The following is a 24691-nucleotide window of genomic DNA, read 5'->3' on the forward strand; positions in this document are numbered from 1 at the left end:
CGCCAAAACCTTTGAACGGCAGGTGAAACCCCGGGTGCAAGGTCAGCGCGTCACCGGCGCGGTCCAGAGACCGGCGAGGGCATCGATCAGCCCGGTCGCGGTCTCGTCCCAGCTGGCCCGGGGGACCGGTGTGCCGTCGGCCAGCCCCCGCTCGTACTCCGCCAGCAGGTGCACCATCAGCAGCCGGGCCATGTCGCCGCGCTCCCGCTGTACCTCGGCAGGCAGGGCCGGCAGGCTGAGCTTCAGCCCGTCGATGATCTGCAGCAGCGACGGCGAGCTCAGCGACTCCTCGGCCATGATCTTGCGCAGCCCCGGGTCCGTCATCACCTGAGCGCCGAACCGCGCGAACCAGGTCGGCGGCCCGCTCTGGGCCAGATGCTCGGTCTGCGGCCGGATCAGGCAGGTCAACCAGTCCCGGATATTCGGCTCAGGACCGAGCTCGGCCAATCGCCGGGCCCGGAGCTGCTCGACCTGCTCGGTGTGTTTGCGCACGATCGCGCGGACCAGGTCGGTCTTGGTACCGAAGTGGTAGCCGACCGCCGCGTTGTTGCCCTGCCCGGCGGCCTCGCTGATCTGCCGGTTGGAGACCCCGAACACCCCGTGCTCGGCGAACAGCCGCTCGGCGGTTTCCAGGATCACGTCACGGGTGGCGCCGGCCCGGTCGGCCCGCGCGGTCTTCTCGGCCGCTGTCATCGGTGCACCCTTCGTCTCGTACCGCGGCCAGTCTGTCAGTTCACTTGCTTAAGTCAACTGACTGACTTAGCGTCGTCCAGGTTGCCTGTTCCTCGGCGACCGTTTCCCTGTGCACGTCAATCGGAGGCTCCCCGTGCCCGCTGCCCCTGCCGAACCGGCTGAGGTGTCCACCCCGCCGAAGGTCACCGCCGTGGTGGCGGTCCTCGCCTTCGGCGGCATCGTCGTCTCGCTGATGCAGACCCTCGTCATCCCGCTGATCCCCGAACTGCCCAAGCTGCTGCACGCCACAGCGGCCGGTACGGCGTGGGTGATCACGGCAACGCTGCTCGCCGCCGCGGTCGCGGTACCGGTGGTCGGCCGGCTGGGCGACATGTACGGCAAGCGCCGGATGCTGCTGGTCAGCCTGCTGCTGCTCATCACCGGCTCGGTCATCGCCGCGCTGAGCGACTCGCTCGCGCCGATGATCGTCGGCCGGGTCCTGCAGGGTATGGCGTCCGCGGTGATCCCGTTGGGCATCAGCATCATGCGCGACGAGCTGCCGTCCGAGCGGCTCGGCTCCGCGACCGCGCAGATGAGCGCCTCGCTCGGGGTCGGCGGAGCGCTAGGCCTCCCAGCCGCCGCCTTGATCGCGGACCGCTTCGACTGGCACGTGCTGTTCTGGACCTCCGCCGCCCTGGGCGTCATCGTCCTCGCGCTGGTGCTGACCTTCGTACCGGAGTCCGCTGTCCGCAGCGGCGGCCAGTTCGACTTCATCGGCGCAGCCGGTCTCTCGGCCGGACTGATCTGCCTGCTGCTCGCCATCTCCAAGGGCTCGTCGTGGGGCTGGGGCAGCAGCCGCACCCTCGGCCTGTTCGGCGCGGCGGTCGTCGTCGTGTTCCTGTGGGGCTGGTGGGAGAAGCGCGCAACACAGCCGCTGGTCGACCTGCGCACCACCGCCCGGCCGCAGGTGCTGCTCACCAACCTCGCCTCGGCCGTCTTCGGCTTCGCGATGTTCTCCATGTCGCTGGTCCTGCCGACCCTGCTGCAGTTGCCCAAGGCGACCGGCTACGGCCTCGGCCAGTCGATGCTGACCGCCGGCCTGGTGATGGGACCGTCCGGCCTGGTGATGATGGCCACCGCGCCGTTCTCCGCCTCGGTCTCGAAGAAGCGCGGCCCGAAGGTCACCCTGATGATCGGCGCGGTGATCGTCGCCATCGGCTACGCGCTCGGCATCGTCGCGATGTCGGCCGTCTGGCACCTGATCATCGTCTCGGCCGTGATCGGCGCCGGCATCGGCTTCGCGTACGGCGCGATGCCGGCCCTCATCATGAGCGCCGTCCCGGTCTCCGAGACCGCCGCGGCGAACAGCCTCAACACCCTGATGCGTTCCATCGGCACCTCGGTCTCGAGCGCCGTCGCCGGCGTCATCCTCGCCCAGCTGACCATCACCATGGGCCCGGTCACCGTCCCGTCGAAGACCGGTTTCCAGGTCATCCTCGCGATCGGCTCAGCCGCCGCCCTGATCGCCTTCGCGATCGCCGCCTTCATCCCCACCCGCCGCCCGACGGACACCGGCAAGCCCACCCCGGTCGCCGCCAACGCGGCCTGAAACCAGAGTCACGAGGTCGCCCGGAGCTCGGCCACCACCGAGACCATCCGGGCGACCTCGTCCTCGGTGTTGTAGTAGTGCGGCGAGAACCGCGGACACCAGTCGAGCCCGGCCGACCGGGAGAGGTTGCCCATAGCAACCAGTAGCCGCTGACAACGAAGGCATCGCGCGGTGCGCGGGATCGTCGGTGACAATGGCCCCATGCGTGCCACCGTCAAAGACGTCGCCAAGCTGGCCGGGGTGTCGCCGAAGACGGTGTCGAACGTGATCAACGGGATCGTTTTCGTCCGGCCGGAAACCCGCGAGCGGGTCGAGCAGGCGTTGGCCGAGCTCGACTACGTGCCGAACATGAGCGCCCGCGGGCTGCGCAACGGCCGGTCCGGGATGATCGGGCTCGCGTTGCCCGACCTGCTCCGGCCGTACTCCGCCGAGATCACCCACCTGGTCGTCGAGTTGGCCCACCAGCGTGGCTGGGGAGTGCAGATCGAGCAGACCGCGGCCGAGCCGAAACGCGAGTTCGAGCTGCTCTCCAAGGCGCGCGCCCATCTGGTCGACGGGCTGATCCTGAACCCGGTCAATCTCGACGACAGCGCCGTGACGACTGCCGGCGTACTGCCGCCGGTCGTCCTGATCGGTGACGTCGACCAGGACATGGTCAGCCAGGTCGCCATCGACAATGTCGCCGCCGCACGCGACATGGTCCAGCATCTGCTGGATCAGGGATGCCGGCGCATCGCAGCGCTCGGCACCCCCGAGGTCCCGAGCGGGTCCAGCGGTACCGGCCGGATCGGCGGCACCACCGACTCAGCCGGTACTGCGGCTGCCCGCCTCCGCACCCGCGGCTATCGCGAGGCCCTCACCGCCGCCGGCATCGAGCCTGACCCGGAACTGGAGATCGCCCTCGATCGCTGGAGCCCGGAAGGCGCCGCGTTGGTGGTCGGCCGCTACCTGGAGAGTCACGAGCCGCCGGATGCGCTCTTCTGCTTCACCGACACGCTCGCTGTTGGTGCACTGTCGGCGCTCTGGACGGCAGGTGTCGCAGTACCGGCTGATTGTGCGGTGGCCGGGTTCGACAACCTGCTGGAGAGTCCGTACACGGTGCCGCCGCTCACGACGGTGGACTTCGACCGGCGGCTGTTCGTCGAGTCGGCGCTCGATCTGCTCGCCGAGCGGATGGCCGACCTGGACACCAAGCCGCGGCGGGTGATGATCCCGCACCGGATCGTCCCGCGCGCCAGCTCAGCCCGCTAGACCACAAACTCGCACAAAAACCCAGATCATCAGACTCTTGTCAACGTATTCCAACGATGTAATGATCGAAGCGGCCTGCGAAGGAGAAATCCATGACCGCGTTTGATCGTCCGTTCTCCCGGCGCCGGCTGCTCTCCGGAGCGGCCGCGGTGGCTGGCAGCGGACTACTGCTCGGCTGTTCACCCAGCGCCGGGAAGTCCGCCAGCGAACTGAACTACTGGCATCTGATGACCGGCGGCGACGGCATCGTAATGGCCGGCCTGGTTGACGCCGTGAACGGCCTCAACGCCGGTTTCCACACCACCCAGACCGTGCTCGCCTGGGGTCCGCCGTACTACACGAAGCTCGCGATGGCCTCGGCCGGCGGGCGTGCCCCCGATGTCGCGATCATGCACGCGTCGCGGATCGCCGGCTACGCGCCGGGCGGCCTGCTCGAGCCGTGGGACACCGAGTTGCTGGCCGAGTTCGGCGTTCACGAGAGCGACTTCCCGCCGCTGGTCTGGCAGAAGGGCCAGTACGACGGGAAGCTGTACTCGCTCGCGCTCGACACCCACCCCTTCGTCCTTTACTACAACACCGAGCACGCTCAGAAGGCCGGTGTCACCGACACGCTGCGCACGATGGACTCACCCGAGGAGTTCACCGAGGTCGCGACCAAGCTCCAGCGGGCGACTGGCAAGCACGGCTTGTCCTACGGGTACCTCGGCGACGGCCCACAGATGTGGCGGTTGTTCTACACGCTCTACCGTCAACAGGGCGCCGAGATGAAGCTGGTACCGGGCCAGAAGGCGCAGGTCGACGAGGCTGCCGCGGTCAAGGCGCTGACCTTCGTCCGTTCGCTGCTCAATGACACGATCGCCTCGCGCAGCGGTGACGGCGGCACGGCGTCGAGCGAGTTCCTGCACGGCGAGAGCGGGCTGTTCCTGGGCGGCGTGTGGGAGCTGCCGGTGCTGAAGGCCGCGAAGCTGCCGTTCGACGCGATGCCGATCCCGACGTTGTTCGGCACCGAGGCCGCGTACGCCGATTCGCACACGTTCGTGCTGCCCCGGCAGTCGAAGGTGTCGCCGGAGCGCCGCCGGCACGTCTACCAGCTGGTGGCCGAGATCCTCAAGCGGTCGGTGAAGTGGGCCGAGGGCGGTGGCCACATCCCGGCGTACCAGCCGGTGATCAAGAGCGCGGAGTACCAGGCGCTGAAGCCGCAGTCGAACTACGCCGGCATCCCGGCGTACGTGAACTACGACCCGGACGTCTGGTTCGCGGGCGCCGGCAGCGACTTCCAGAACTACTTCGCGGAGAACGTGCAGAACGTCTACCTGGGCAGCGGCGACCCCGCGGCCGGGTTCGACGGATTCGTCCAGCGGCTGAACGTGCTGCTCGACCGGCCGCAGCCGGTCTGAGCCCGGAAGGGAGATCAACGATGTCGACTGCCATCGACAGTCCCGCGGCCGCGACTCCCGTTGTCGCCGACACCAAGCTTCGGGCCCGCCGCGGCGAGACGCTGACCGGCTGGGCCTTCGCCGCGCCGTTCGCGGTGCTGTTCGTGCTGTTCCTGGTGGTGCCCGCGGTCTACGGGCTGTACCTGAGTTTCACCGGGGAGACGCTGACCGGCGCGAACAGCGGCCTGGTCGGCCTGGCCAACTACACCGAGGCACTCACCGATCCGGACATGTGGCGCTCGCTGGGCAACACACTGTGGTTCACCTTCCTCAGCACCGTGCCGCTGGTCGTCCTGTCGCTGGCCTTCGCGCTGCTGGTGAACCTGGGGCTGCCGGGACGCTGGCTGTGGCGGCTATCGTTCTTCCTGCCCTACTTGCTCGCCTCCACGGTCGTGGTGCTGTTCTGGACCTGGATGTACAACCCGAAGATCGGGCTGATCAACGGCGTGCTGGCCGAGCTCGGGATCGCGCCGGTGGCCTGGCTGCAGGATCCGAAGGTGGCGATGTTCTCGGTGGTGATCACCACCTTGTGGTGGACCATCGGGTTCAACTTCCTGCTCTACCTGGCCGCGCTGCAGAACATCCCCGAGCAGCAGTTCGAGGCGGCCGCGATCGACGGCGCCGGCAAGTGGCGGCAGCTGTTCTCGATCGTGATCCCGCAGCTCGCACCGACCACCGCGCTGATCCTGACGCTGCAGGTGCTGGCCTCGCTGAAGGTGTTCGACCAGATCTACATGCTCACCAACGGCGGTCCGGCCGGCTCGACCCGGTCGATCGTGCAGTACATCTACGAGTCCGGCTTCACCGGCTACCGGTTCGGGTTCTCCTCGGCGATCTCGTACCTGTTCTTCGCCATCATCGTGCTGGTGTCGCTGGCGCAGTACCGAATTCTCAACCGCCGGAGTGGCCGATGAGCAGCTACACGTTGTCGCGTGGGATCAACAGGAAGCAGTCCTACAAGCCGGGGGAGAACCCCTGGAGCCTGTGGCGGCTGGGCGCGTTGCTGGTACTAGCCTTCCTCGCCCTGACCTGGCTGGTCCCGTTCGCCTGGGCGGTGCTGACCTCGCTGAAGAGCGAGGCCGACGCCGGTGCCTCGACACTCAGCCTGTCGCCGCCGGACGGACTCGGCTTCGACGCCTATCGCAAGGTGCTCGCGGCCGGCGACATCCCGGCCTGGGCCTGGAACAGCCTGATCACCTCGGTGGCCATCACCCTGATCACGGTCGCCACGTCGGCGCTGGCTGGTTATGCATTCTCCCGGATGAATTTCCGCGGCCGCCGCTGGCTGTACGCCGCGATCATCGCCGCCATCATCATCCCGCCGCAGTTGCTGATCGTTCCGTTGTTCCGGCAGATGTTGGCCTTCGACCTGGTCGACACGTATTGGGGAATTATCCTTCCGCAGGCGTTCGCGCCCGCGATGGTGCTCATTCTCAAGCGCTTCTTCGATCAGATCCCGGTCGAACTCGAGGATGCCGCCCGGGTGGACGGCGCGAATCGGCTCCGGGTGTTCTGGTCGATCGTGTTGCCTTTGTCTCGCCCGATACTTGCCGCGGTAGCTATTTTCGTCTTCATCGGCGCCTGGAACAACTTCCTCTGGCCCTTCATCGTCACCACCGACGCCGACCTGATGACGTTGCCGGTCGGCCTGCAGACGGTCAAGAGCGCCTACGGCCTCCAGTACGCGCAGAACATGGCCTCCGCGATCCTGGCAGCGTTGCCACTGGTCGTCGTTTTCCTCTTTTTCCAAAGGCAGATCATCAAGGGCATCGCCACCACCGGTTTCGGTGGGCAGTAGTTCCTGGACGCTGGTTCCGGCTGGCGGGATTCCCGTAGTCATCCCTTGAAAACACCGTCACTGTAAGCAAGGCTGCCGGGATCACTTGTGCGCCGTCCGATGCACAAGTGCGGCAACTGTCGCGCGTACTGCGCAATGAGGACCGTTGCGTAGCACTACTAACAGTTGTCCCGTCAACAACTGTTTCTTGGGTAACCAAGGGAGGAGGATGTGTGTCAGCGATGAAAGAGCTCGCCGAGCGGTGCCGTGGTGTGAGGAGTCACGGCACTTCCCAACTCGGCCGGGCTGCGATTCAACCAGCGGTCTGCACCGGCGTCCACGAGGTGAACTCGTCGATTCCGTCCGGACGACCGCGTCGAGTGGCGGTGCTGAGGCTGAGTAACGGCCTCACCACCACGCTGCGTCTCGGTGACGGCGTGCAGGCGCCGGAACGGGGTACGACAGTGTTCGTCCAGGGTGGCCTTGGGATGGGCGATCAGCCTGCCTCAGGTGGGGTCACCCTCGCGCCGAGCCGCCCCAGCTGAAGGTGCAGGGCTGAAGAAACCGAGTGACACCCCAGCCTGCGGCTGGGCACACCGGCTGAATCAGTGGCTCGCCGGTCTCAGGTCAACGCCGAGCTGAGACCGGCAAGTCCCTGGACGACCGGCCTACTCCTCGAACGGCTGCATCAGCGCGCGAACCTCGACCGGCGAGTACCGGGCCTCCGGCAGCCGGGCCGCGAGTTCGGTCGCCCGCTCGAGCGTGCAGTCCAGCAGGTAGTAGCCCGCCAGCACTTCCTTCGCCTCGGTGAACGGCCCGTCCGTGATCGCCGGTACGCCGTCCTTCAGCTGGACGACCCGGGCGTTCTCGGTCGTCAGCCCGTTCGCGGCCAGCAACTCCCCGCTGGCGCGCGTCTCGGCCAGGATCCCGCGATGCGCGTCGAACACGGCCTCCATCCCGCCGGCCGCCATCGCGTCCCACATCTCGGTGTTCCCGTAGATCAACAGCATGTACTTCACAACAACTCCTCTGCCGAAGCGGACACCGGGGACGTCGGAGCCCCCGGCGTCACTTCGACATGATCCCGCTCAGACCAGCGAACGGGCCGTCGCCAGGTCCGCGGCGAGTCGGTTCTCGACCGGGACCGACGGATCGGAGTACTGGCCGGTCAGGCAGATTGGGCCGGTGTAGTCCTTCAGGTTCGCGAAGACGGCCGACCAGTCGGACAGGCCCTCGCCGGCCTGGCCGAACCAGGTCTTCCAAGCGCCGTCGACCTCGATGTACTTCGCGTTCTTCAGGTTGACGATGCCGAGCCGGTCCCTGACCAGGTCGAGCGTGACGGCAGGGTCGTCGCCGGCTAGCGCGTCGTGGGCCGCATCCCAGACGACCTTGAAATCATCCGGAAGGCCATCCAGCAACTGCAGGACACCAAGCGACGAGGTGACGAACTTGCCGTGGTGAGGCTGTACCCCGACCTGTACGCCGTACTGCGCGACGTAGCCGGCGGCATCCTCCAACTCCTGCCGGATCCGCCGTACCGAGGCGGCATAACCGTCCGGCCCGAGCGGCGCCATGATCCGGATCATCGGCACCCCCGCCTTCGCGCACGCCGCGAACGCGCTCTCTGACAGGTCACTGGCGATACTGATCGGCTCGACGCCCTCGGCGCGGAGCTGCTCGACGAAGGTGGGCAGACCGGCCTCGGCGGTGGCCGGCGTGACGTAGGCGGTGTCGCGGACGGGGATCTCGGCGCCGCTGAAACCGAGGCCGGCGACGAGCTTGCCGAGCTCGTCACCGGGCAGGCCGGACCAGGGCTTGGTGAATACGGACCAGGTGTAGGTCATAAGAGTCAGCGGCCTCCGAGCCCGCTCATGGTGATGCCTTTGACGAACCAGCGTTGGGTGAGGAAGAACAACACGATCAACGGCACGGTGGTGATGGTCGCTGCCATCAGGAGCAGGTTCCACTGGGTGCCGTTGGTGTCCTGGAAGACCTGCAGCCCGACGGCCGCAGTACGGGTCGAATCGCTGTTGGAGATCACGAGTGGCCACAACAGGTTGTTCCACTGTCCGATGAACTTGAACACCGCGAGCGTCGCGATCGCCGGCACCGCCAGCGGCACGATCACCCGGATGAACGCCTGCCAGCGGTTGGCGCCGTCGAGCCGTGCCGCCTCCTCGTAGTCGCGCGGGATGCCGAGGAAGAACTGCCGCAGCAGGAACACGCCGAGCGCGGTGAACGCGTGCGGCAGGATCATCCCCGGCCAGGTGTCGATCCCGTGCAGCTTCGCCACCAGGATGAACTGCGGGATCAGCGTCACCTGCGACGGGATCATCAGCGTCGCCAGATAGATCCCGAACAACCAGGTCCGCCCGGGAAAGTTGAGCCGCGCGAACGCGTACGCCGCCAGCGCGGCCGTGACGGTCTCGAGCAGCGTCGTACCGGCCGCGAAGATGATCGTGTTCAGCAGGTACCGCCCCAGCGGGACCAGCTCGAACGCCCGGGTCAGGTTCTCCGGATGCCAGCTGCTCGGCCAGAACGACGGCCGCGCGGCCATCGACTCGGCATCGGACTGGAACGCGACCAGCACCATCATCACGACCGGCACCAGCGTCACCGCGGTGACCAGGTAGCAGCCGAACAGGACCAGCTTGCGGGTCACCACCGGGCTCCTGAGCAGGGGAGAGACGGCGTTAGTTGTCATAGTGGACGAGCCTCCGCTGCAGCACGAACTGCGCTGCGGTGATGACGACGATGAACCCGAACAGCACCAGCGACTGCGCCGCGGCGTACCCCTGGTCGTAGTTCTCGAAGCCGGTCCGGTAGATGTACATCACGAGCGTGGTGGTCCGCGATCCCGGCCCGCCGTTCGTCATGATCAGCGCCTGGTCGAAGACCTGGAACGAGCCGATGACCGAGGTCACCACGACGAAGAACAGCGACGGCGACAACATCGGCAGCGTCACGTTGCGAAACGTCTGCCAGGCTGAGCTGCCGTCCACCTTGGCCGCCTCGTACAGCTGCTGCGGGATCGCCTGCAGACCGGCCAGGAAGACCACCATGCCGAACCCGAAACTCTTCCAGACGCTCATCGCGATCAGCGCCGGCATCGCCCAGTCGTCGCTGATCAGCCAGGCCGGCCCGCTGATCCCGAACCAGCCGAGTACGGCGTTCACCAGACCGTCGTGCGGGATGTAGAGCCAGATCCAGACGAACGCCACCGCCACCGTGATCGTTGCGTACGGCAACAGCAGCAGCGACCGGAAGACCGCGACGTACCGCAGTCCCTGATTCAGCAGCAACGCCAGGGCCAGGCTCACCACGATCGTCAGCGGCACGCTCACGAAGGTGAAGTAGACCGTGTTGCCGAGCGCCGACCAGAAGGTCGGATCAGGACCCAGCCGGGCGAAGTTCTTCAGCCCGGCGAACGTCGGCGAGCTGAACAGGTTCCAGTTCAGCAGCGAGATCACCCCGGCCGCGAGCACCGGGCCGGCGGTGAAGATCAGGAAGCCGACCAGACTGGGCAGCAGGAACAACCAGGCGGTCAGCGTCTCCTTGCTGTACTTCCGGTACCCGGTGGGAAGGGCGTCGACAGCCATTCGCGATCACCCCTTCCTGGCTTCGGCCTGGCGAACGTTGTCCTGGTGCTGCTTCATCAGTACGTCGAGCCGCGGCGTCAGGCCCTTGAGGGCCTCCCGAACCGAGACCTGGCCGAGGAACGTGCGCGGCAGGTCCTGGCCGAGCAACTGCTTCACCTGGTTCCAGTTCGTCGTGACGTCGTACGCGTGCCCGCCCGCGACCTTCCCGGCGAGGATGTCCTGCACCACCCCGAGGTTGTCGGGCGGCGGTTTGAACGCGCTGCCCGCCGAGCGCCGCGCGGGGTTGTTCCGGCCGGCCTTCGCATAGATGTCGAGGGCACCGGTGCTGGTCAGCGTCTTGAGCAGCTTCCAGGCCAGGTCGAGCTCGGCGCCCTTCACCCCCGCGGGAATCGCGAACGACGAGCCGGACACCCGCGGCGTACTGCCGGCCGCACCGGCCGGGAACGGGATCACGTCCCAGTCGAACTTCGCCTTCCGGACGTTCACCACCTGCCACGGCCCGTTCTGCATGAACGCGACGTTGCCCTCCATGAAGTTGGACAGCGAACTCTCGGTCACCAGGTTGCTGATCGGCGGCGTCACCTGGTCCTTGACGAACAGGTCGATCACGAACTGGATCGCCTCGGTCGCCTCCGGCGCGCTCAGGATGCTGCGACTGCCGTCGTCGCTCATCACGTTGCCGCCCGCGCAGTAGATCCACGACACCAGGTCGTCGATCGCCGGCGCACAGGTGAAGCCGTACTGGTCCGGAGCCCTGGTCAGCTCCTTCGCGAGATCACGGAAGGTCGCCCACGACATCGGCTCGGTCGGCGACGGCGCGGCGATCCCGGCCTTCGCGAGCAGCGTCTTGTTGTAGTAGAGAACGGTCGGCGCGACGTCGAAGCCGATCGCGTAGGTCTGCCCGTTGAAGGTGGAGATCTTCTGGATCGCCGGATAGAAGTCGGCGAGCTTGAAGTCGGGGTCGGCGGCGATCAGGTCGTCGAGCGGCCGGTGCGCGCCGCGGGCGGCGTACGTCGGGATCAGGGTGCCGTTCAGCGCGGTCACCAGGCCGGCCGTTCCGCTTACGAGCTGGAGGTCGAGTTTGGTCGGGTAGCCGCCGGACGGGGTGAGAGTCGGGATCGACTCGACTTGTAATTGTTGTTCGACGTACTTGCTGAAGTCGTCCCAGACCTTGCGTTCGGCGGGACTGCTCGACCACATCGCCCAGGTGGCGGCACCTGACGGGGTGTTCGAGCAGGCAGTGAGTACTCCGGATGCGGCCACCGCGGCGCCGGTGTACTTCAGGAAGCTGCGGCGGGACAGCTCAGGGGACATACAGGTAACTCCTCAGGTGAAGAGCAAGGTGATCGACTCGGCGCGGATGCGCTCCTCGTCGACCTGGACGCCCAGACCGGGCGCGGTGGGGACCGTGGCGACGGCCTTGGTGATGGTCAGCCCCTCGACGTACAGGTCGGAGAGCAGCTCCGGACCGTTCAGCTCGGCCGGCAGCGCCAGCTCGAGCTGACTGAACAGGTGCAGCGCGGCCGCGAAGCCGATGCCGCAGTCGGTCAGCCCGCTGGCCAGGATCTCGACCCCGGCAGAGAGCGCGACCTGAGCGGTCTTCAGCGCGTTCCGCAGACCACCGGACTTGCAGATCTTCACCACCACCAGGTCGGCGGCGTCGAGCCGGATCGCCCGGGCCAGGTCCTGCGCGGTGAAGCTGCCCTCGTCGATCGCGATCGGCAGGTCGATCAGTTCGCGCAACCGGTGCATCGCGAGCGTGTCCGTACTCGGTACCGGTTGCTCGACGCAATGAATCGTGCGGACGTGGCTGGTCCGGTCGAGCAGCTGCTTGAGCGCGCTCGGCCGGTACGACTGGTTCGCGTCCAGCCACAACGGCTTGCCGCCGGCCACCTCCGCGACCGTCTCGATCGCGGCCGCGTCGGAGTCCAGATCGCCCCCGATCTTCACCTTGTACGCCGCATAGTCCGACGACTGCTGCGCGTGCTCCCGGACCACGTCCGGCGCGCCGACCCCGATCGCCGAGCAGAGCGGGATCTCGTCGTGCACCTTCCCGCCCAGCAACGCGTGCACCGGTACGCCGGCCAGCTTGCCCGCCGCGTCGTGCATCGCCAGGTCCACCGCGGCGCGCGCGAACGGGAACCCGTTCGACACCGACGGGCTCAGCCGCTTCGACACCCGCTGGTGGAACAGCTCGACGTCGAACGGCGTCAGCTCCAGCAGAATCGGCTCGAGGTGCCGCTTGATCACCACCGCGATCGTCTCGGCGGTCTCGTAGCTCCAGCTGGGGAGCGCTCTCTGCTCACCCCAGCCGACCACGCCGTCCTCGGTCGTCAGCTTCACGAACACCACGGCGGCGGCCTGATCCTGCGCCTGGTCCGGTGAGCCAACCGCGCCGCTCCCGAGGACAAATCGTCGCGCGAACGGCACCGCGACCGGGAAGACCTCGACCGACCTGATCCTGCTCATGCCGCGATGGCCCAGACAGCCGGATCGACGAAGCTCGGGCCGCGAACGCCGTCGTCGAGCCACTTCAGCACGTCGGCGACGACGTAGCCTGCCAAGGCCAGGTGCCCCTCGACGGTGTCTCCGGCGATGTGAGGAGTCAGCAACAGGTTCTGTGCCGCCAGCACTTCAGGCCCGAACTTCGGCGGCTCCGGGTCGAACACATCGAGCGCCGCGAACAGCCTGCCGTCGAGGCAGTGCTCCAGCAACGCGGGCTGGTCAACGGCCGGGCCGCGAGACGAGTTGACGATGATCGTGTTGTCGGGCAGTTGCTCGATCAGCTTCCGCGTCACCAGGCCGCGGGTCTCCGGCACATCGGGCACGTGGATCGACACGAACCTCGCCTGCAGCGCCTCCTCCAGCTCCACCGTCCGGACGCCGAGTTGCTGCGCACGCTCGGCGGTCAGGTAGGGGTCGTAGACGAGGATGTCGCAGCCGAACGGCTTGAGCAGCGTGATCAGCGCCCGGGCGGTCGAGCTGGCGCCGAGAATGCCGACCTTCTGTCCGGCGAGCTCGCCTCCTCGCAGCTGCGGCTGCTTCCAGCCGCCGTCGCGCAGCGCTTGGCCGAACTGGGGGAGCCGTCGTGCCAGGGTCAGCATCGAGGCGAGGCAGTACTCGCCGACCGACCAGGCGATCCGGGTCCCGGCCGAGAAGACCGCGACGCTTTGATCGAGGATCGCTGGGTCGATCAGCTTCTTGACCGAGCCGGCGGCGTGCGCGACCACCTTCGGGCCGTTGCCGTCCGCCCAGAGCGCCTTGTCGAGATGCGGCGTGCCCCAGCTGGTCAGCAGCACCTCGCTGCCGGCGGCGAGATCGGCGACCACCTCGGGACTCAGGTCAGCGCCTGCCCACGTCACGTCGAACCGCTCGGCGAGCAGCGCACGGGTCTGCGGACTGCAGACGTCGTCCGCGCGGTCCGGCGTCATCACCACGGCAAGCTTGGACAAGCTGACTCCTCAGGTCGGATCCGGGCGGATCGGGGCGGGTCTCGGTGTGCCCGGCGTATGCCCGACGGTAAGGGTTTTCCGTTATGCTCGTCCAAGCCCATTTCCGCATCGACCGATACCGTGAGGGCATCGCATGGATCTCTCGCTCCAGCAGTTGCGCGGTTTCGTCGCCGTCGCCGAGGAACAGCACTTCGGCCGCGCCGCCCAGCAGCTGAACATGACCCAGCCGCCGCTGACCCGGCAGATCCAGGGGCTGGAGCGCTCTCTCGGCGTCTCGCTGTTCGACCGGACCGGCAGGGGAGTGCGGCTGACCGCGGCCGGCAGCGTGTTCCTCGAGCACACCCGGCGCGTGCTCGCGCTGCTCGAGGTGGCTCCCGAGGCGACCCGGCGGGCGGCCGAGGGGCAGACCGGGACGTTGCGGATCGCGTTCACGGCGATCGGGGCGTATGCGGTACTGGCTGACTTCCTGACGATGGTGGGCAAGCGGACCCCGGCGGTGACGTCGGAGCTGACCGAGTTGGTGAGCCCCGACCAGTTCGAGGCGCTGGCCAATCTGGAGATCGATCTCGGGTTGGTGCGGCCGCCGATTCCGGAGCAGTTCGACTCGGTGCTGGTGCATTCCGAGGACCTGGTGCTCGCCGTACCGGCCGATCACAAGCTGGCGTCAGGGGACGGACCGGTCTCACTGGCCGATGTGACCGACGACTACATCGGCTACAGCCCCGAGGGTTCGCAGTACCTGCATGACATCTGCGCAGCGATGATCGGCATGAACCGGTACGCCGTCAGCCAGCTTGCGTCGCAGGTGCCGACCATGCTCGCTCTGGTTCGCGCTGGCCTCGGCTGCGCGCTGGTCCCGCGGTCGATCATGGCGATGGGCGTCCAGGGCGTGCGGTACCGCGAACTCGACGCGGCGGACGCGCACTCGGTCACGCTGCACGCCGCTTGGAGCCCGGACAGCCCGAACCCCGCGCTGCAGCGCCTGGCCGAGTCACTGAAGGCGAATCCGCACCTCGACGCTTGACCTAGAGTTGGCTCTAACTCCTAAGGTCGAGGGTATGAGCACCCCACAGCACAAGATCGATTCGGGCTTCGGCCACGGCAGCACGGCGGACGAGGTCCTCGAGGGGATCGACCTGACCGGCAAACTCGCGCTCGTCACCGGCGGCTACTCGGGACTCGGGCTGGAGACGACGCGCGCGCTGGTCAAGGCGGGTGCGCAGGTCGTCGTACCGGCTCGCCGTCCGCAGGCTGCCGAGGAAGCGCTCTCTGGCCTGGCCGGCGTCGAGGTCGGCGAATTGGATCTGGCCGACCTGGCGAGTGTCCGGACGTTCGCCGAAGGATTCGTTGCTTCGGGGCGGTCGATCGATCTGCAGATCAACAACGCGGCCGTGATGGCTTGCCCGGAGACGCGGGTCGGGCCTGGTTGGGAGGCGCAGTTCGCGATCAATCACCTCGGTCACTTCGCTCTGACCAATCAGCTGTGGCCGGCGCTGGTCGCCGATGGCGGCGCGCGGGTGGTGTCGGTGTCGTCGACCGGGCATCGGCGATCGGACATCCGCTGGGACGACCCGCAGTTCGAGCAGGGCTACGAGAAGTGGGCGGCGTACGGGCAGGCGAAGACGGCCAACTCGCTGTTCGCGGTCCAGCTAGATGCTCTGGGCAAGGAGTCCGGCGTCCGCGCGTTCACGCTGCACCCGGGTGGCATCCTGACCCCGCTGCAGCGGCACCTGCCGCGCGAGGAGATGGTCGGCCTCGGCTGGATCGACGAGGACGGCAAGCCGCTGCACCCGGAGGTGTTCAAGAGCCCGGAGGCCGGCGCCGCGACCCAGGTCTGGGCGGCCACCTCGCCTCAGCTCGACGGCCAGGGCGGTGTCTTCTGCGAGGACTGCGAGATCGCGGAGGTCTCGACCGACGACGCTCCCGGCGTACGGCCGTATGCCGTCGATCCTGCCGCGGCTGCCCGGCTGTGGACGCTGTCGGCCGAACTCACCGGAGTGAACGCGTTCAGCAAGTAATCTGACCGCATCACTACTTCAACCATCGTCAGCACGCTTCGCGCCGCCGGCTGCGTTTTCGCCGAGGACGAAGCCGCGCTGCTGATCTCCGCCGCCCGTGACGACGCCGAGCTCGACCGCATGGTCGAGCAACGCGTCGCCGGGCTGCCGCTCGAGCACGTGGTGGGCTTCGCCGAGTTCTGCGGACTGCGGATCTTGCTCGATGCCGGCGTCTTCGTTCCGCGTCGACGCACCGAGCACCTCGTCGCCGAAGCCCTGTGGCTGACCGGCCCCGGGTCCGTCGTCGTAGACCTCTGCTGCGGCTCAGGCGCCCTCGGAGTCGCCGTCCACGCAAGCCAACCAGGCATCAGCCTGTACGCCGCCGACCTCGACCCGGCAGCCGTCGCCTGCGCTCGCCGCAATGTCGAGCCCATCGGCGGCCAGGTCTTCGAAGGCGATCTGTTCGCGGCCTTGCCCACCGCCTTGCGCGGCCGAATCGACGTCCTGCTCGCGAATGTCCCGTACGTCCCCACCGACGAAGTCCGCTTGCTGCCGTCCGAAGCTCGTCTCCACGAACCCCTCACCACCCTGGACGGCGGCGCCGACGGCCTCGCCATCCTTCGCCGAGTCGGCGCCGACGTCTTCGACTGGCTGGCCACCGGAGGGTCCGTTCTCACCGAGACCAGCGACGAGCAGGCGCCGATCGCCGCCGCGATCTTGGTTGACTCCGGTCTGACGGCCAGAATCACCACCTCGGACGAGTTCTACGCCACGGTCGTTATCGGCACCAAGGAGTAACTCATGCACGTCAGACCAGCCACCTCGGTCGATCTGGACGGTCTGGTGGCCTCGACCGCGGCCCTCTTCGCTGAGGACGGCGCCGCCCGTGACAGCCTGCGCAATGCCGACTGGCCCGCCGCGCACGGCCTTGAGTGGTGTACGGATTTGTTGGCCGATCCGCAGGCGCTGGTGCTCGTCGCCGTCTCGGGTGACGAGGTGGCCGGCCACCTGGTCGGCAGCTTCAGCGAGCCGTCGGACATGTGGACCGGCAGTCGTGCTGAGTTGGTCAGCATGTACGTCCGGGGTGAGCTGCGGGGGCAGGGAGTCGGCGGGCAACTGGTGGATGCGTTTGTCGAGTGGGCCAAGAGCCGCGGGGCTGCGCAGCTGCACGTGACGGCGTACGCGACGAACGAAGCCGCCTTGCGGTTGTATGCGAGCCGTGGGTTCGCGGCGAGGTCGATCACGCTCGCGGCCGAGCTCTGATCCTTGACTCATACCCGGCGGAGTACGTGGAGCAGGTAGTCGCGGCGGTTGAGTGGGTCGTTGTCGGTGCGGGGACGGTTGGGGATCGGCCCGGTGACGGGCTGGTAGCGCTCGAAGGCGGACTCCAGGACGCCTTCGCCGCGGGAGAGAGCTGGTAGCTGCTGCTCCAGTTGGTAGACGGCGGCGGCTGGGATTTCGCCTTCCAGGGTTGAGGTTTCGGCGGCCAGGGCCGGGACCTGCGGGATCGCGCGGAGACGCGCCAGTGCTGCCAGAACGCCGCGGACCGTGTCGGTCGGGACGTCGAGGCGGAAGTGGTGCATCGGCTCGTGGACCGTCGTACCGGCTTCTTGGAGTGCGGTCATCAGGACGAGCGGCGTCAGGTGGCGGAAGTCGCCCGCCGTACTCGACATGCTCTTGTCGAAGACGGCGTGCGCATGGCTCTGGCGCGCGGAGTAGCCCGAATGCGTCATCGTCACGGTAGCGTCCGGGATCTGCCAGCCGTGCAGACCCTGCTGCAGCGTCTCGTGGACGGTCTCCTCGACCGCCTTAATGAACGCGTACGGCATCGAGCCGAGCTCGACCTCGAGGCCGAACGAGACACCGGAGTTCACCGGCGCCGGCTCCACCCGCAGACCGATCGTCGCCAGGAACGGATTCGGGTCCTGCTTGTTGAACTCAACCGCGGCGCCGCTGCCGTCCAGCCGCTCGACGCAGATCGTCGTCGTCTCGCGGAAACTGACGTCGATCCCGAACTCGGCGGCCAGCGTCGTCTGGATGACCTCCTTCTGCACCTCGCCGTACAGCGACACGAAGGTCTCCTGGCGGACATCGTCCTGGCGCAGGTTGATCAACGGATCCTGCTCGGCCAGCTGAGAGAGCGCTACCTGAAGGTTGCCCTTGTCCGACGGCTTCGTCGGCGCGATCACTGTCTCCAGCGTCGGGGGAGCGAAGTACCCGCGGCCCGCAGTACCGGTTCCGGTGCCGATCGCGTCGCCGATCTGGACCTCGCCGAGTCCCCAGAGCTTGCCGATCTGACCCGCCGAGACCTCCGGCTTCGTCAGTACCGAACCGCTGCTGAAGACGCTGATCGCGGTTACCTTCGACTCGCGGTCGCCGTGGAAGCGGAGCCGGTCGCGGATCCGGATCGCGCCCGAGAACATCCGCACGAACGCGATCTTCTCGCCGGCCGGCCCTCGCTCGACTTTGAAGACCGAGCCTGATGCAGGTGCGTCGACGACGCCCTCGGTCGCCGGCAGCAGCTCGCGGATCCCCGCGATCAGGGCGTCCGTGCCAGCACCGGTGATCGCGGAGCCGAAGTACACGGGATGCACGAGCGCTCGCTGCGTCTGCTCGGCCAGCCGCTCGCGCAAGGCGTCGTACGAGAGCGCTTCCTCGTCCTCCACATAGGTCTTGAGCAACTGCTCGTCATGCTCGGCGAGCAACTCGATCATCTTGGAGGTGAACTCGGCATCGCCCCGCCCGTACGGCGTGAACGCCGCGCCGCGACTGCCGAGACCACTGGTAGATCCCATCGCGATGACCTCGGACGACAGCCGTTCAGCGATCCGCCGCAGCAACTCGGGTGCCTGCGCTCCTCGGCGGTCGAGCTTGTTGACGAAGATCAACGTCGGGATCCGCAACCGTTGCAGGGTCCGCATCAGCACCCGCGTCTGCGCCTGGATGCCCTCGACCGCGGACACCACCAGCACCGCGCCGTCGAGCACGCTCAACGCCCGCTCCACCTCGGCGATGAAATCCGGGTGACCGGGGGTGTCGATCAGGTTGACCGTGACGTCGTCGATCGCGAACGAGACGACCGCGGACTTGATCGTGATCCCACGCTGCCGCTCCAGCGCGAGCGAGTCGGTCTGGGTGCTGCCGTCATCGACGCTACCGACCTCGTCGATCACCCCGGCGGCGTAGAGGAGCCGCTCGGTCAGGCTGGTTTTACCGGCGTCGACATGCGCCAGGATTCCTAGGTTCAGTGTTCGCACGCAGCTTCATGTCCCTTGAAGAGAAGGAGTGATCTTCTGGGGTGACCATGAAGTGAGGTCGCATCGACTGCGCTCCTTGCGTAAGAACTGTGGACTGGTGCTGCTCCGGAGTACAGCAGAGAGCGCTTCCCGGCAGCAATCGGTTTTCGTGGACTACCCTCGCTTGATGCCTGATCTCAGTCGCTACGCCTCGGTGGAGCCCGTGCAGGGTTTCGCGGGCAACGAGACCTTTCGCCTGCGGACCGAGGCGGGGGAGACGCTCTACTACAAGTCAGGTGCTGAGGCGGCGATGGCGGCTGAGGCGTGGGCTTGTGGGCGTGCCCGGCAGGCCGGCGTACTGACTCCGGAGGTTGTGGAGACCGGGCCGGGCTATCTGATCGAGCGTGCAGTTGCGGGGGAGCCGTCTTCGTCCGAAGGTGTGTTGGAGCAGGCCGGGGCGCAGTTGCGGTTGCTGCACGAGGTGGCCGGTGAGGGGTTCGGGTTTCTGCACGAAGGGCTCAGTGCGGACTGGGTCTCGGTGTTCAGGGAGCCGTTGGATGAGCTCGGAGTACTGGCCGGGATTGTCGACGACGAGCTCGTACGGCGGTTGCGGGCGCTGAGGTTTCCGGACGGGCTGGCGGAGGTCGAGCCGCGGTTGCTGCACGGGGATCTGCACCCTCGGCATATCTATGCCGAGGGCAACCAATTGAGCGGGTTCATCGACTGGGGTGATGTCGCGTTCGGGGATCCGTTGTTCGATCTCGGGCGGTTCTCCCGTGCGGGGCCGGGGGCGACAGAGGCGTTGTTGCGTGGGTATGGGATCGGGAGGACTGATTCGCTGGAACGCCTGCTGGTCTTCTACCGGACCATTTGGGCGGTGAAGGTGATGCTCTGGGAGCACGCGGCCGGCGGAACCTGGTACAGCGGGCACCTCGAAGCGATCGCGGCAGACCTCCCGCTGCTTGAGGTCAATTGATGATGGTGCCGATGTGTGCGCCGGAGCTGATCGCGGCAGCTGCGCCGTCGTGGTCGATGTCGAAGACGTGCAGCGGCAGGCGGTGGTCACGGGCCAGGATGAAGGCGCTCTGGTCCATCACGCCGAGGCCCTTGTCGATCACCTCTTGGTAGCTGAGGTGGTCGAATCGGCGCGCGTCGGCGTACTTGTTCGGGTCGGCGTCGTACACGCCGTCGGCACCGTTCTTCGCGACCAGCAAGGCATCTGCACCTAGCTCGACGGCGCGTTGCACCGACGGATAGTCGGTGGTGTGGAACGGCTGCCCGTTGCCGCAGGCCAGCAGGACGATCTGGTTCTTCTCCAGGTGCCGCATCGCCCGCAGCCGGATGTACGGCTCGGCCAGGTTGTTGATCGGGATCGCGGTCATCAGCCGGACGTCGTCCGCGCCGAGCGCCGCCAGCCGGCCGCGGAGCAGGACCGCGTTGATCACCGTGCCGAGCATGCCGATGTTGTCGGCCTCGACCCGGTCGATACCCCAGTCCTCGGCGCGGTTGCCACGGAACACGTTGCCGCCGCCGATCACCACCGCGACCTGTACTCCGGTGTCGTGGACGGCGAGCACCTCGCGCGCCAGATGCGTCAGGCTGTCGCTGCTGAAGCCGAACTCGGCCGATCCCGCGATCGCCTGGCCGGACAACTTGATGACAAGCCTTCGGTACATCGGGTCTCCTCACAGCGGTGGTCGCAGACGGCGATCATCTGGTGATCGCGCTGAGCCCCCTCCGCCTGCCGGGCCAGCGTAGTCAGTACCGCGGTCGCTCGGTGCGGCCGCCCGGAGAGTCCCTAGCGAGTTCTCAGTCAGTCTCGGAGGAGTTAAGGGCGGGGGATCAGTCCACTGGGAGCTGATCGTCGGATGGTGGACTGATCACCTGGTCGAGGGAACGGTACGTACGGTTGCTGGCAGCGGCGGCCCTCTGCTCGCGGCCAGTCGCCTCGATGTAGTTCTGGCTGGTCGCGAGGCTGGCATGGCCGAGCAGTCTCATGATCTCCGTCGCGGTGGCGCCGTCCTCCGCGAGCCTGGTGGCGAAGGTGTGCCGGAGGGCATGCAGGTTTGCGCCGACAGGCACTCGGTCGTGCAGACCTGCCCAGCGATAGCAGGACTTCACCAGATACTCGAGACCGCCGCGGCCGATCGGCTCGCCGGTGCGGTCCACCAGGAGTTTGGTCGAGCGGCTGAATCGCTTACGGGGAAAGCGTTGTGCGCACGATTCGACGTACGTCTCGATGATCCGCTCCATGATCGGCTCGACCGGGATGGAGCGATCACGGCTGCCCTTGCCGTGGATGTGCAGGCGCATCTCGCCGGGTCGGCCGGCCAGCGAATCGGCCGTCAGAGTGCGCATCTCGTTGGACCGGAGACCGGCGACGAGGCCGAGCGCGATCACCAGCACGTCACGCTCCGGCCAGGGATCCCGGGCTTGCCTGGCGCCGTCGGCGACCGAGCGCAGGAGGACCTCAGGGGTGTCATCGCCGCGGAGAGGCTTGGGGGAGAGGGGAGGGGTTTTGGGTCTGGCGACTGCTCCCATCGGGTTGCCTGCCAGGAGGTTGTCGGACACACAGAAGGTGAGGAATTGATTCCAGGTGGACCAAGCACGCAGTACGGAACTCTTGGCGTGGTCGTCGGCGAACGCACCGAACGCGGCGCGCAGAGCATGGGCGGTGAGTTGGTCGACCGTGAGTTCTTCGAGCTCGACGGCGAGGTTGGCGCAGAGCAGAGTGGTGATGCCGGCCAGGTCGCGACGGTAGGCGTCGGTGGTGTGGGGGGAGTCCTTGCGAGGACGCCGGGCAGCGAAGAACGCCGACTGAGCTGCGAGAACCTTCATAGGGGAGTTGTATCGAGTCCCACCGACAGTTTCGTGAAGAGTGCTTGACTCCCCCGTTCATTTAGTTGCTTGCAGCAACTGTCGCCTTATGGAACTGCTGCATAATGGTGATTATGCATGACAGAATGAGCTGAGCGGGGTGGGCTGGGGCTCTCTGGGGGATGGTGTTGATGCGGGTTCTGTCAGCGGCATCCTCAGCGAGGTCGTGGCCGGCCCAAGGCGTGACTGCCGCGTCGAGGGCGACGAGACCCGGACTCCAGCGAGTAGATTCCGCCGCTGACTCTGGTGCTCGCGGTCACTCAGTGTGAGCCGACGTCTCCAGGTGCCGATTGGGCCGAATCGGCCAGATCCAGCCTGCTGGTCCGCCGATCTGCTGATCTCCGGGTCGCCGCCGGGCAGCCATGGGGTGAATCCGTCCGGTAGGTCAGCGAGGCAGGTCGCTTAGGATGCCGCTGACAGAACCGTCGACAACACCGAACATCCTGCAGACACAGGCATTCCAGCCACTCAGCACCCCACTTCCACGCTTCACCTCGAATGTCCGATAACTGACATTATGTCAACTAGTACCGCGAGAGGGCTCCCCTTGTGAGGATCAGCCAGGCCGGTACCGACGACATCGCAGAGTCGAGAAGTTCGCGGCCGAACTCGCGAGCTGGTGGGCAACTCATCAGGACTCGCACCTGGCGTTCGTCGCTCGCAATCCTGAGATCGTCGGCATGGCCTGGGTGGCGCTGGTTCCTCGGATTCCGAGACCTGGCGCCACCAGCAGGCTGTCCGCAGATATCCAGAGCGTCTTCGTCGATCCGGCGCATCGAGGCCATGGGATCGGCTCGGCGCTTGTCCAGGCTGCTTCGGAGCATGCGATCCGGCTAGGAGCTGCGCGGGTGACTGTTCACTCCGGCCGCAGGGCAGTGCCCGTCTATGAGCGCCTCGGTTTCGAGTCGTCCCGGCAGCTTCTTCAGCGGCAGGGGAATGACTAGCCCTACTCCCCCGTGCTCAGGGGCGAGCAGCGACGGCTTCGACCTCGAACAGGATGTCGGGCATCGCCAGGCCGGCTACTCCGATGACGGTTTGAGTGGGTGGCGTGACGCCGCGCTCGGCTCCGACGGCTTGGCCGATGATGCCGAGCTTCTCGAAGTCGGGGTTCACGACGTACGTCCTGAGCTGGACTACGTGAGTCAGGTCGAGGCCGTGGGCCGCGAGCGCGACTCCCAGGTTACTGAAGGCTTGCTTGACCTGGCCGGCGAAGTCGGGTGAGACGACCAGGCCGTCGGGACCCGATCCGTACTGGCCCGAGACGAAGACCAGTTCTGCTCCAGCGGGTACGGCGGCGGTGTGGCTGTAGCCGAACGGGACCGGGTTGTGCAGGCCGTCCGGGTTGACGAGCGTGTGTGACATGGCGGGTCACCTCTCTGGGTGTGGTGGCGGTCAGTCTGGCGTGGTGGCGTTCAGTGCGAAGGCGAGCTGAGCGAGAGCAACCTCGCGGTAAGCCGCGGTGTGCGGGGTCGGGTGACCCAGGACGACCGGGTAGAGCTGGCCGACGATCGTCGCCACGGCGACCTCGACGATCGCGGCGGTGACGAAGCGCGGCGTGAACGCACCGCTCTCGATCCCCCGCTGGACCGCGTCGGTGAACGGCTCCCGGTACTGCGCCGCCAAGGCGGCCGCGTGTTCCTGCAGCTCGGTATCGTGGGCGGCGGCAGTCCAGAACTCCATCAGCATTCGCCAGGTGGCGACATCTGTGGACAGGCCTTGGTCGACCATCGCGACTAGCTGCTGCCAGGGGTCGTCGAATTGAGCGGCCAGCTCGTTCATGCCCGTGACTGCGACCGACGTTGCGCGGCCAAAGGCCTCGATCAGCATGTCCTCGCGCGAGCCGAAGTAGCCCTGCAGGGTGCTGACCGCGACCCCGGACGCCTCGGCGACGTCGCCGTACCGGGTGCCGGCGTAGCCACGATCGGCGAGCACCGTGATCACGTGGTCGAGCACAAGCGTGCGTTTGGCGCCGCCCGCGCGTCGGCTACGACTGGTCCCAAGGGTGCTCATGTCGGTACCGTATCACCATACGGTACCGACATGAGTGTACAGCGGAAGAGTGCTCAGCTGATTGAGCCCTAGCTACTTGTGCAGGCTGAACTCGTTGCCGTCGGGGTCGACCAGGTCGATCCAGCTGGTCTCCCCCGCGGTGTCGCCGATCCGCTTCGCGCCCAGAGAGATCAGGCGATCGACCTCTGCTTGCTGGTCGCCGTCGGCGCTCAGGTCGAGGCGGAGCCTGTTTTTCGCGGTCTTCTCGCGGAACGGTGGGCCGCCCCAGCTGATCTTCGAGCCGCCGTTCGCCGACTGGATCGCGGTCTCCTCGTCCTGGTCCCAGACCAGCGGCCAGCCGAGCGCCTCGCTCCAGAAGTAGCCGACCGCCTGCGAACCGTCGGAGGACAGCGCGCCGATGGCACCGGTGTTGGCGAGGAAGTTGTTGGTCGGTTCGATCACGCAGAACTCGTTGCCTTCGGGGTCGGCCAGCACGATGTGCGGCTCGTCCGGTCCCTGGCCGATGTCGAGGTGCCGGCCGCCGAGTTCGAGTGCCCGCGCGACGATGTCCTGCTGATCCTCCAGCGACTTGCTGGTCAGGTCGAAGTGCATCTGGTTCGGGTAGGTTTTCGCGGCTTCGGTCGGCCGGAACCGTAGTTCGAAGCCGTTGTCCTCGTTCGGCAGCAGCGTGACGCCGTCGGCGGCCAGCTCGCGGCGCAGTACGCCGGCCCAGAACTGGGCCAGTCGAGCGGGATCGTGCGCGTCGTAGCTGAGGCCGACCAGGTGTGAAGTCATC

27 protein-coding genes are annotated in these 24691 nt (G+C 67.1%); 12 read left to right on the forward strand and 15 right to left on the reverse strand.

What is annotated here, in order from left to right; all coding sequences use genetic code 11:
- Window positions 1-42 precede the first annotated feature (42 nt).
- The gene (locus AB0P21_RS01650) at window positions 43-693 is read right to left on the reverse strand and encodes a TetR/AcrR family transcriptional regulator (protein ID WP_363692959.1); all 651 of its coding nucleotides are present in this window, start codon (window positions 691-693) and stop codon (window positions 43-45) included.
- A 133-nt stretch (window positions 694-826) separates the two neighbouring features.
- Between AB0P21_RS01650 and AB0P21_RS01655 the strand changes: the two genes are divergently transcribed.
- Window positions 827-2281 carry an MFS transporter gene (locus tag AB0P21_RS01655; RefSeq protein ID WP_363692960.1) on the forward strand — a complete coding sequence of 485 codons (1455 nt, stop codon included), beginning with the start codon at window positions 827-829 and terminating at the stop codon, window positions 2279-2281.
- A gap of 8 nt (window positions 2282-2289) precedes the next feature.
- Here AB0P21_RS01655 and AB0P21_RS01660 read toward each other — a convergent pair whose 3' ends face one another.
- On the reverse strand, window positions 2290-2415 hold the full coding sequence (locus tag AB0P21_RS01660) for a hypothetical protein (RefSeq protein WP_363692961.1): 126 nt from the start codon (window positions 2413-2415) through the stop codon (window positions 2290-2292).
- 67 nt (window positions 2416-2482) lie between these two features.
- On the opposite strand from AB0P21_RS01660, the gene AB0P21_RS01665 reads away from it, so the two are divergent.
- The 5 genes from AB0P21_RS01665 (at window position 2483) to AB0P21_RS01685 (ending at window position 7290) form a co-directional block, all read left to right on the forward strand.
- On the forward strand, window positions 2483-3532 hold the full coding sequence (locus tag AB0P21_RS01665; RefSeq protein ID WP_363692963.1) for a LacI family DNA-binding transcriptional regulator: 1050 nt from the start codon (window positions 2483-2485) through the stop codon (window positions 3530-3532).
- Between the two features lie 92 nt (window positions 3533-3624).
- Entirely contained in the window at window positions 3625-4929 is a 1305-nt protein-coding gene (locus AB0P21_RS01670; protein WP_363692966.1) for an extracellular solute-binding protein, read from the forward strand.
- Window positions 4930-4949: 20 nt separating this feature from the next.
- On the forward strand, window positions 4950-5882 hold the full coding sequence (locus AB0P21_RS01675; protein ID WP_363692968.1) for a sugar ABC transporter permease: 933 nt from the start codon (window positions 4950-4952) through the stop codon (window positions 5880-5882).
- Window positions 5879-6766: a carbohydrate ABC transporter permease gene (locus tag AB0P21_RS01680; RefSeq protein ID WP_363692970.1), complete on the forward strand. Its 888-nt coding sequence runs from the start codon at window positions 5879-5881 to the stop codon at window positions 6764-6766. Before AB0P21_RS01675 ends, AB0P21_RS01680 begins: the two co-directional genes overlap by 4 nt.
- A gap of 212 nt (window positions 6767-6978) precedes the next feature.
- Window positions 6979-7290, forward strand: a complete 312-nt coding sequence (locus AB0P21_RS01685; RefSeq protein WP_363692972.1) for a hypothetical protein — start codon at window positions 6979-6981, stop codon at window positions 7288-7290.
- A gap of 123 nt (window positions 7291-7413) precedes the next feature.
- Here AB0P21_RS01685 and AB0P21_RS01690 read toward each other — a convergent pair whose 3' ends face one another.
- From AB0P21_RS01690 to AB0P21_RS01720, 7 genes are all read right to left on the reverse strand, one after another.
- The gene (locus AB0P21_RS01690) at window positions 7414-7755 is read right to left on the reverse strand and encodes a YciI family protein (protein WP_363694401.1); all 342 of its coding nucleotides are present in this window, start codon (window positions 7753-7755) and stop codon (window positions 7414-7416) included.
- 78 nt (window positions 7756-7833) lie between these two features.
- Window positions 7834-8589 carry a sugar phosphate isomerase/epimerase family protein gene (locus AB0P21_RS01695; protein WP_363692974.1) on the reverse strand — a complete coding sequence of 252 codons (756 nt, stop codon included), beginning with the start codon at window positions 8587-8589 and terminating at the stop codon, window positions 7834-7836.
- Window positions 8590-8594: 5 nt separating this feature from the next.
- Complete coding sequence (locus tag AB0P21_RS01700) at window positions 8595-9407, reverse strand: carbohydrate ABC transporter permease (protein ID WP_363692976.1); 813 nt, start codon at window positions 9405-9407, stop codon at window positions 8595-8597.
- Window positions 9408-9438: 31 nt separating this feature from the next.
- A complete protein-coding gene (locus tag AB0P21_RS01705; RefSeq protein WP_363692978.1) occupies window positions 9439-10344 on the reverse strand; it encodes a sugar ABC transporter permease in 906 nt (301 codons plus the stop codon).
- 6 nt (window positions 10345-10350) lie between these two features.
- A complete protein-coding gene (locus tag AB0P21_RS01710; RefSeq protein ID WP_363692979.1) occupies window positions 10351-11658 on the reverse strand; it encodes a sugar ABC transporter substrate-binding protein in 1308 nt (435 codons plus the stop codon).
- Window positions 11659-11670: 12 nt separating this feature from the next.
- Window positions 11671-12813 carry an enolase C-terminal domain-like protein gene (locus tag AB0P21_RS01715; RefSeq protein WP_363692981.1) on the reverse strand — a complete coding sequence of 381 codons (1143 nt, stop codon included), beginning with the start codon at window positions 12811-12813 and terminating at the stop codon, window positions 11671-11673.
- Window positions 12810-13796, reverse strand: a complete 987-nt coding sequence (locus AB0P21_RS01720) for a hydroxyacid dehydrogenase (protein WP_363692983.1) — start codon at window positions 13794-13796, stop codon at window positions 12810-12812. Before AB0P21_RS01720 ends, AB0P21_RS01715 begins: the two co-directional genes overlap by 4 nt.
- Window positions 13797-13929: 133 nt before the next feature.
- Here AB0P21_RS01720 and AB0P21_RS01725 point away from each other — a divergent pair, with 133 nt between their 5' ends.
- From AB0P21_RS01725 to AB0P21_RS01740, 4 genes are read left to right on the forward strand one after another with little or no spacing between them, the layout of a single operon-like run.
- Complete coding sequence (locus AB0P21_RS01725; protein ID WP_363692985.1) at window positions 13930-14820, forward strand: LysR substrate-binding domain-containing protein; 891 nt, start codon at window positions 13930-13932, stop codon at window positions 14818-14820.
- Window positions 14821-14854: 34 nt separating this feature from the next.
- Entirely contained in the window at window positions 14855-15814 is a 960-nt protein-coding gene (locus tag AB0P21_RS01730; RefSeq protein ID WP_363692986.1) for an SDR family NAD(P)-dependent oxidoreductase, read from the forward strand.
- A gap of 24 nt (window positions 15815-15838) precedes the next feature.
- Window positions 15839-16591: a putative protein N(5)-glutamine methyltransferase gene (locus AB0P21_RS01735; protein ID WP_363694402.1), complete on the forward strand. Its 753-nt coding sequence runs from the start codon at window positions 15839-15841 to the stop codon at window positions 16589-16591.
- A 3-nt stretch (window positions 16592-16594) separates the two neighbouring features.
- Complete coding sequence (locus AB0P21_RS01740) at window positions 16595-17056, forward strand: GNAT family N-acetyltransferase (protein ID WP_363692987.1); 462 nt, start codon at window positions 16595-16597, stop codon at window positions 17054-17056.
- An 8-nt stretch (window positions 17057-17064) separates the two neighbouring features.
- On the opposite strand, the gene AB0P21_RS01745 is transcribed toward AB0P21_RS01740, so the two are convergent.
- Complete coding sequence (locus tag AB0P21_RS01745; RefSeq protein ID WP_363692989.1) at window positions 17065-19050, reverse strand: translation factor GTPase family protein; 1986 nt, start codon at window positions 19048-19050, stop codon at window positions 17065-17067.
- A gap of 166 nt (window positions 19051-19216) precedes the next feature.
- Here AB0P21_RS01745 and AB0P21_RS01750 point away from each other — a divergent pair, with 166 nt between their 5' ends.
- A complete protein-coding gene (locus tag AB0P21_RS01750; protein ID WP_363692990.1) occupies window positions 19217-20005 on the forward strand; it encodes an aminoglycoside phosphotransferase family protein in 789 nt (262 codons plus the stop codon).
- Here AB0P21_RS01750 and pyrH read toward each other — a convergent pair.
- Together pyrH and AB0P21_RS01760 are read right to left on the reverse strand one after the other, a co-directional pair.
- Window positions 19998-20705, reverse strand: a complete 708-nt coding sequence (gene pyrH / locus AB0P21_RS01755) for a UMP kinase (protein WP_363692991.1) — start codon at window positions 20703-20705, stop codon at window positions 19998-20000. The two genes, AB0P21_RS01750 and pyrH, sit on opposite strands and share 8 nt — an antisense overlap.
- A 166-nt stretch (window positions 20706-20871) precedes the next feature.
- Window positions 20872-21867, reverse strand: a complete 996-nt coding sequence (locus AB0P21_RS01760) for a tyrosine-type recombinase/integrase (protein ID WP_363692992.1) — start codon at window positions 21865-21867, stop codon at window positions 20872-20874.
- A gap of 548 nt (window positions 21868-22415) precedes the next feature.
- Between AB0P21_RS01760 and AB0P21_RS01765 the strand changes: the two genes are divergently transcribed.
- Entirely contained in the window at window positions 22416-22850 is a 435-nt protein-coding gene (locus AB0P21_RS01765) for a GNAT family N-acetyltransferase (RefSeq protein WP_363694404.1), read from the forward strand.
- Window positions 22851-22866: 16 nt separating this feature from the next.
- On the opposite strand, the gene AB0P21_RS01770 is transcribed toward AB0P21_RS01765, so the two are convergent.
- The 3 genes from AB0P21_RS01770 to AB0P21_RS01780 all read right to left on the reverse strand — a co-directional run bounded on the left by AB0P21_RS01770 (window position 22867) and on the right by AB0P21_RS01780 (window position 24690).
- Entirely contained in the window at window positions 22867-23268 is a 402-nt protein-coding gene (locus tag AB0P21_RS01770) for a RidA family protein (protein WP_363692994.1), read from the reverse strand.
- 30 nt (window positions 23269-23298) lie between these two features.
- Entirely contained in the window at window positions 23299-23916 is a 618-nt protein-coding gene (locus AB0P21_RS01775) for a TetR/AcrR family transcriptional regulator (protein ID WP_363692996.1), read from the reverse strand.
- Between the two features lie 72 nt (window positions 23917-23988).
- Entirely contained in the window at window positions 23989-24690 is a 702-nt protein-coding gene (locus AB0P21_RS01780) for a VOC family protein (protein ID WP_363692998.1), read from the reverse strand.
- Window position 24691 lies beyond the last annotated feature (1 nt).

It is taken from the genome of Kribbella sp. NPDC056861 (assembly GCF_040687575.1).
Classification (GTDB): domain Bacteria; phylum Actinomycetota; class Actinomycetes; order Propionibacteriales; family Kribbellaceae; genus Kribbella.

Bases quoted from the DNA above. Each gene is read 5' to 3' on its own strand.
- AB0P21_RS01665 (WP_363692963.1), top strand. From the start codon at position 2,483: ATGCGTGCCACCGTCAAAGACGTCGCCAAGCTGGCCGGGGTGTCGCCG.
- AB0P21_RS01705 (WP_363692978.1), bottom strand. From the start codon at position 10,344: ATGGCTGTCGACGCCCTTCCCACCGGGTACCGGAAGTACAGCAAGGAG.
- AB0P21_RS01670 (WP_363692966.1), top strand. From the start codon at position 3,625: ATGACCGCGTTTGATCGTCCGTTCTCCCGGCGCCGGCTGCTCTCCGGA.
- AB0P21_RS01750 (WP_363692990.1), top strand. From the start codon at position 19,217: ATGCCTGATCTCAGTCGCTACGCCTCGGTGGAGCCCGTGCAGGGTTTC.
- AB0P21_RS01730 (WP_363692986.1), top strand. From the start codon at position 14,855: ATGAGCACCCCACAGCACAAGATCGATTCGGGCTTCGGCCACGGCAGC.
- AB0P21_RS01740 (WP_363692987.1), top strand. From the start codon at position 16,595: ATGCACGTCAGACCAGCCACCTCGGTCGATCTGGACGGTCTGGTGGCC.
- AB0P21_RS01725 (WP_363692985.1), top strand. From the start codon at position 13,930: ATGGATCTCTCGCTCCAGCAGTTGCGCGGTTTCGTCGCCGTCGCCGAG.
- AB0P21_RS01650 (WP_363692959.1), bottom strand. From the start codon at position 693: ATGACAGCGGCCGAGAAGACCGCGCGGGCCGACCGGGCCGGCGCCACC.
- AB0P21_RS01675 (WP_363692968.1), top strand. From the start codon at position 4,950: ATGTCGACTGCCATCGACAGTCCCGCGGCCGCGACTCCCGTTGTCGCC.
- AB0P21_RS01710 (WP_363692979.1), bottom strand. From the start codon at position 11,658: ATGTCCCCTGAGCTGTCCCGCCGCAGCTTCCTGAAGTACACCGGCGCC.
- AB0P21_RS01695 (WP_363692974.1), bottom strand. From the start codon at position 8,589: ATGACCTACACCTGGTCCGTATTCACCAAGCCCTGGTCCGGCCTGCCC.
- AB0P21_RS01770 (WP_363692994.1), bottom strand. From the start codon at position 23,268: ATGTCACACACGCTCGTCAACCCGGACGGCCTGCACAACCCGGTCCCG.
- AB0P21_RS01715 (WP_363692981.1), bottom strand. From the start codon at position 12,813: ATGAGCAGGATCAGGTCGGTCGAGGTCTTCCCGGTCGCGGTGCCGTTC.
- pyrH (WP_363692991.1), bottom strand. From the start codon at position 20,705: ATGTACCGAAGGCTTGTCATCAAGTTGTCCGGCCAGGCGATCGCGGGA.
- AB0P21_RS01760 (WP_363692992.1), bottom strand. From the start codon at position 21,867: ATGAAGGTTCTCGCAGCTCAGTCGGCGTTCTTCGCTGCCCGGCGTCCT.
- AB0P21_RS01680 (WP_363692970.1), top strand. From the start codon at position 5,879: ATGAGCAGCTACACGTTGTCGCGTGGGATCAACAGGAAGCAGTCCTAC.
- AB0P21_RS01690 (WP_363694401.1), bottom strand. From the start codon at position 7,755: ATGCTGTTGATCTACGGGAACACCGAGATGTGGGACGCGATGGCGGCC.
- AB0P21_RS01780 (WP_363692998.1), bottom strand. From the start codon at position 24,690: ATGACTTCACACCTGGTCGGCCTCAGCTACGACGCGCACGATCCCGCT.
- AB0P21_RS01775 (WP_363692996.1), bottom strand. From the start codon at position 23,916: ATGAGCACCCTTGGGACCAGTCGTAGCCGACGCGCGGGCGGCGCCAAA.
- AB0P21_RS01660 (WP_363692961.1), bottom strand. From the start codon at position 2,415: ATGGGCAACCTCTCCCGGTCGGCCGGGCTCGACTGGTGTCCGCGGTTC.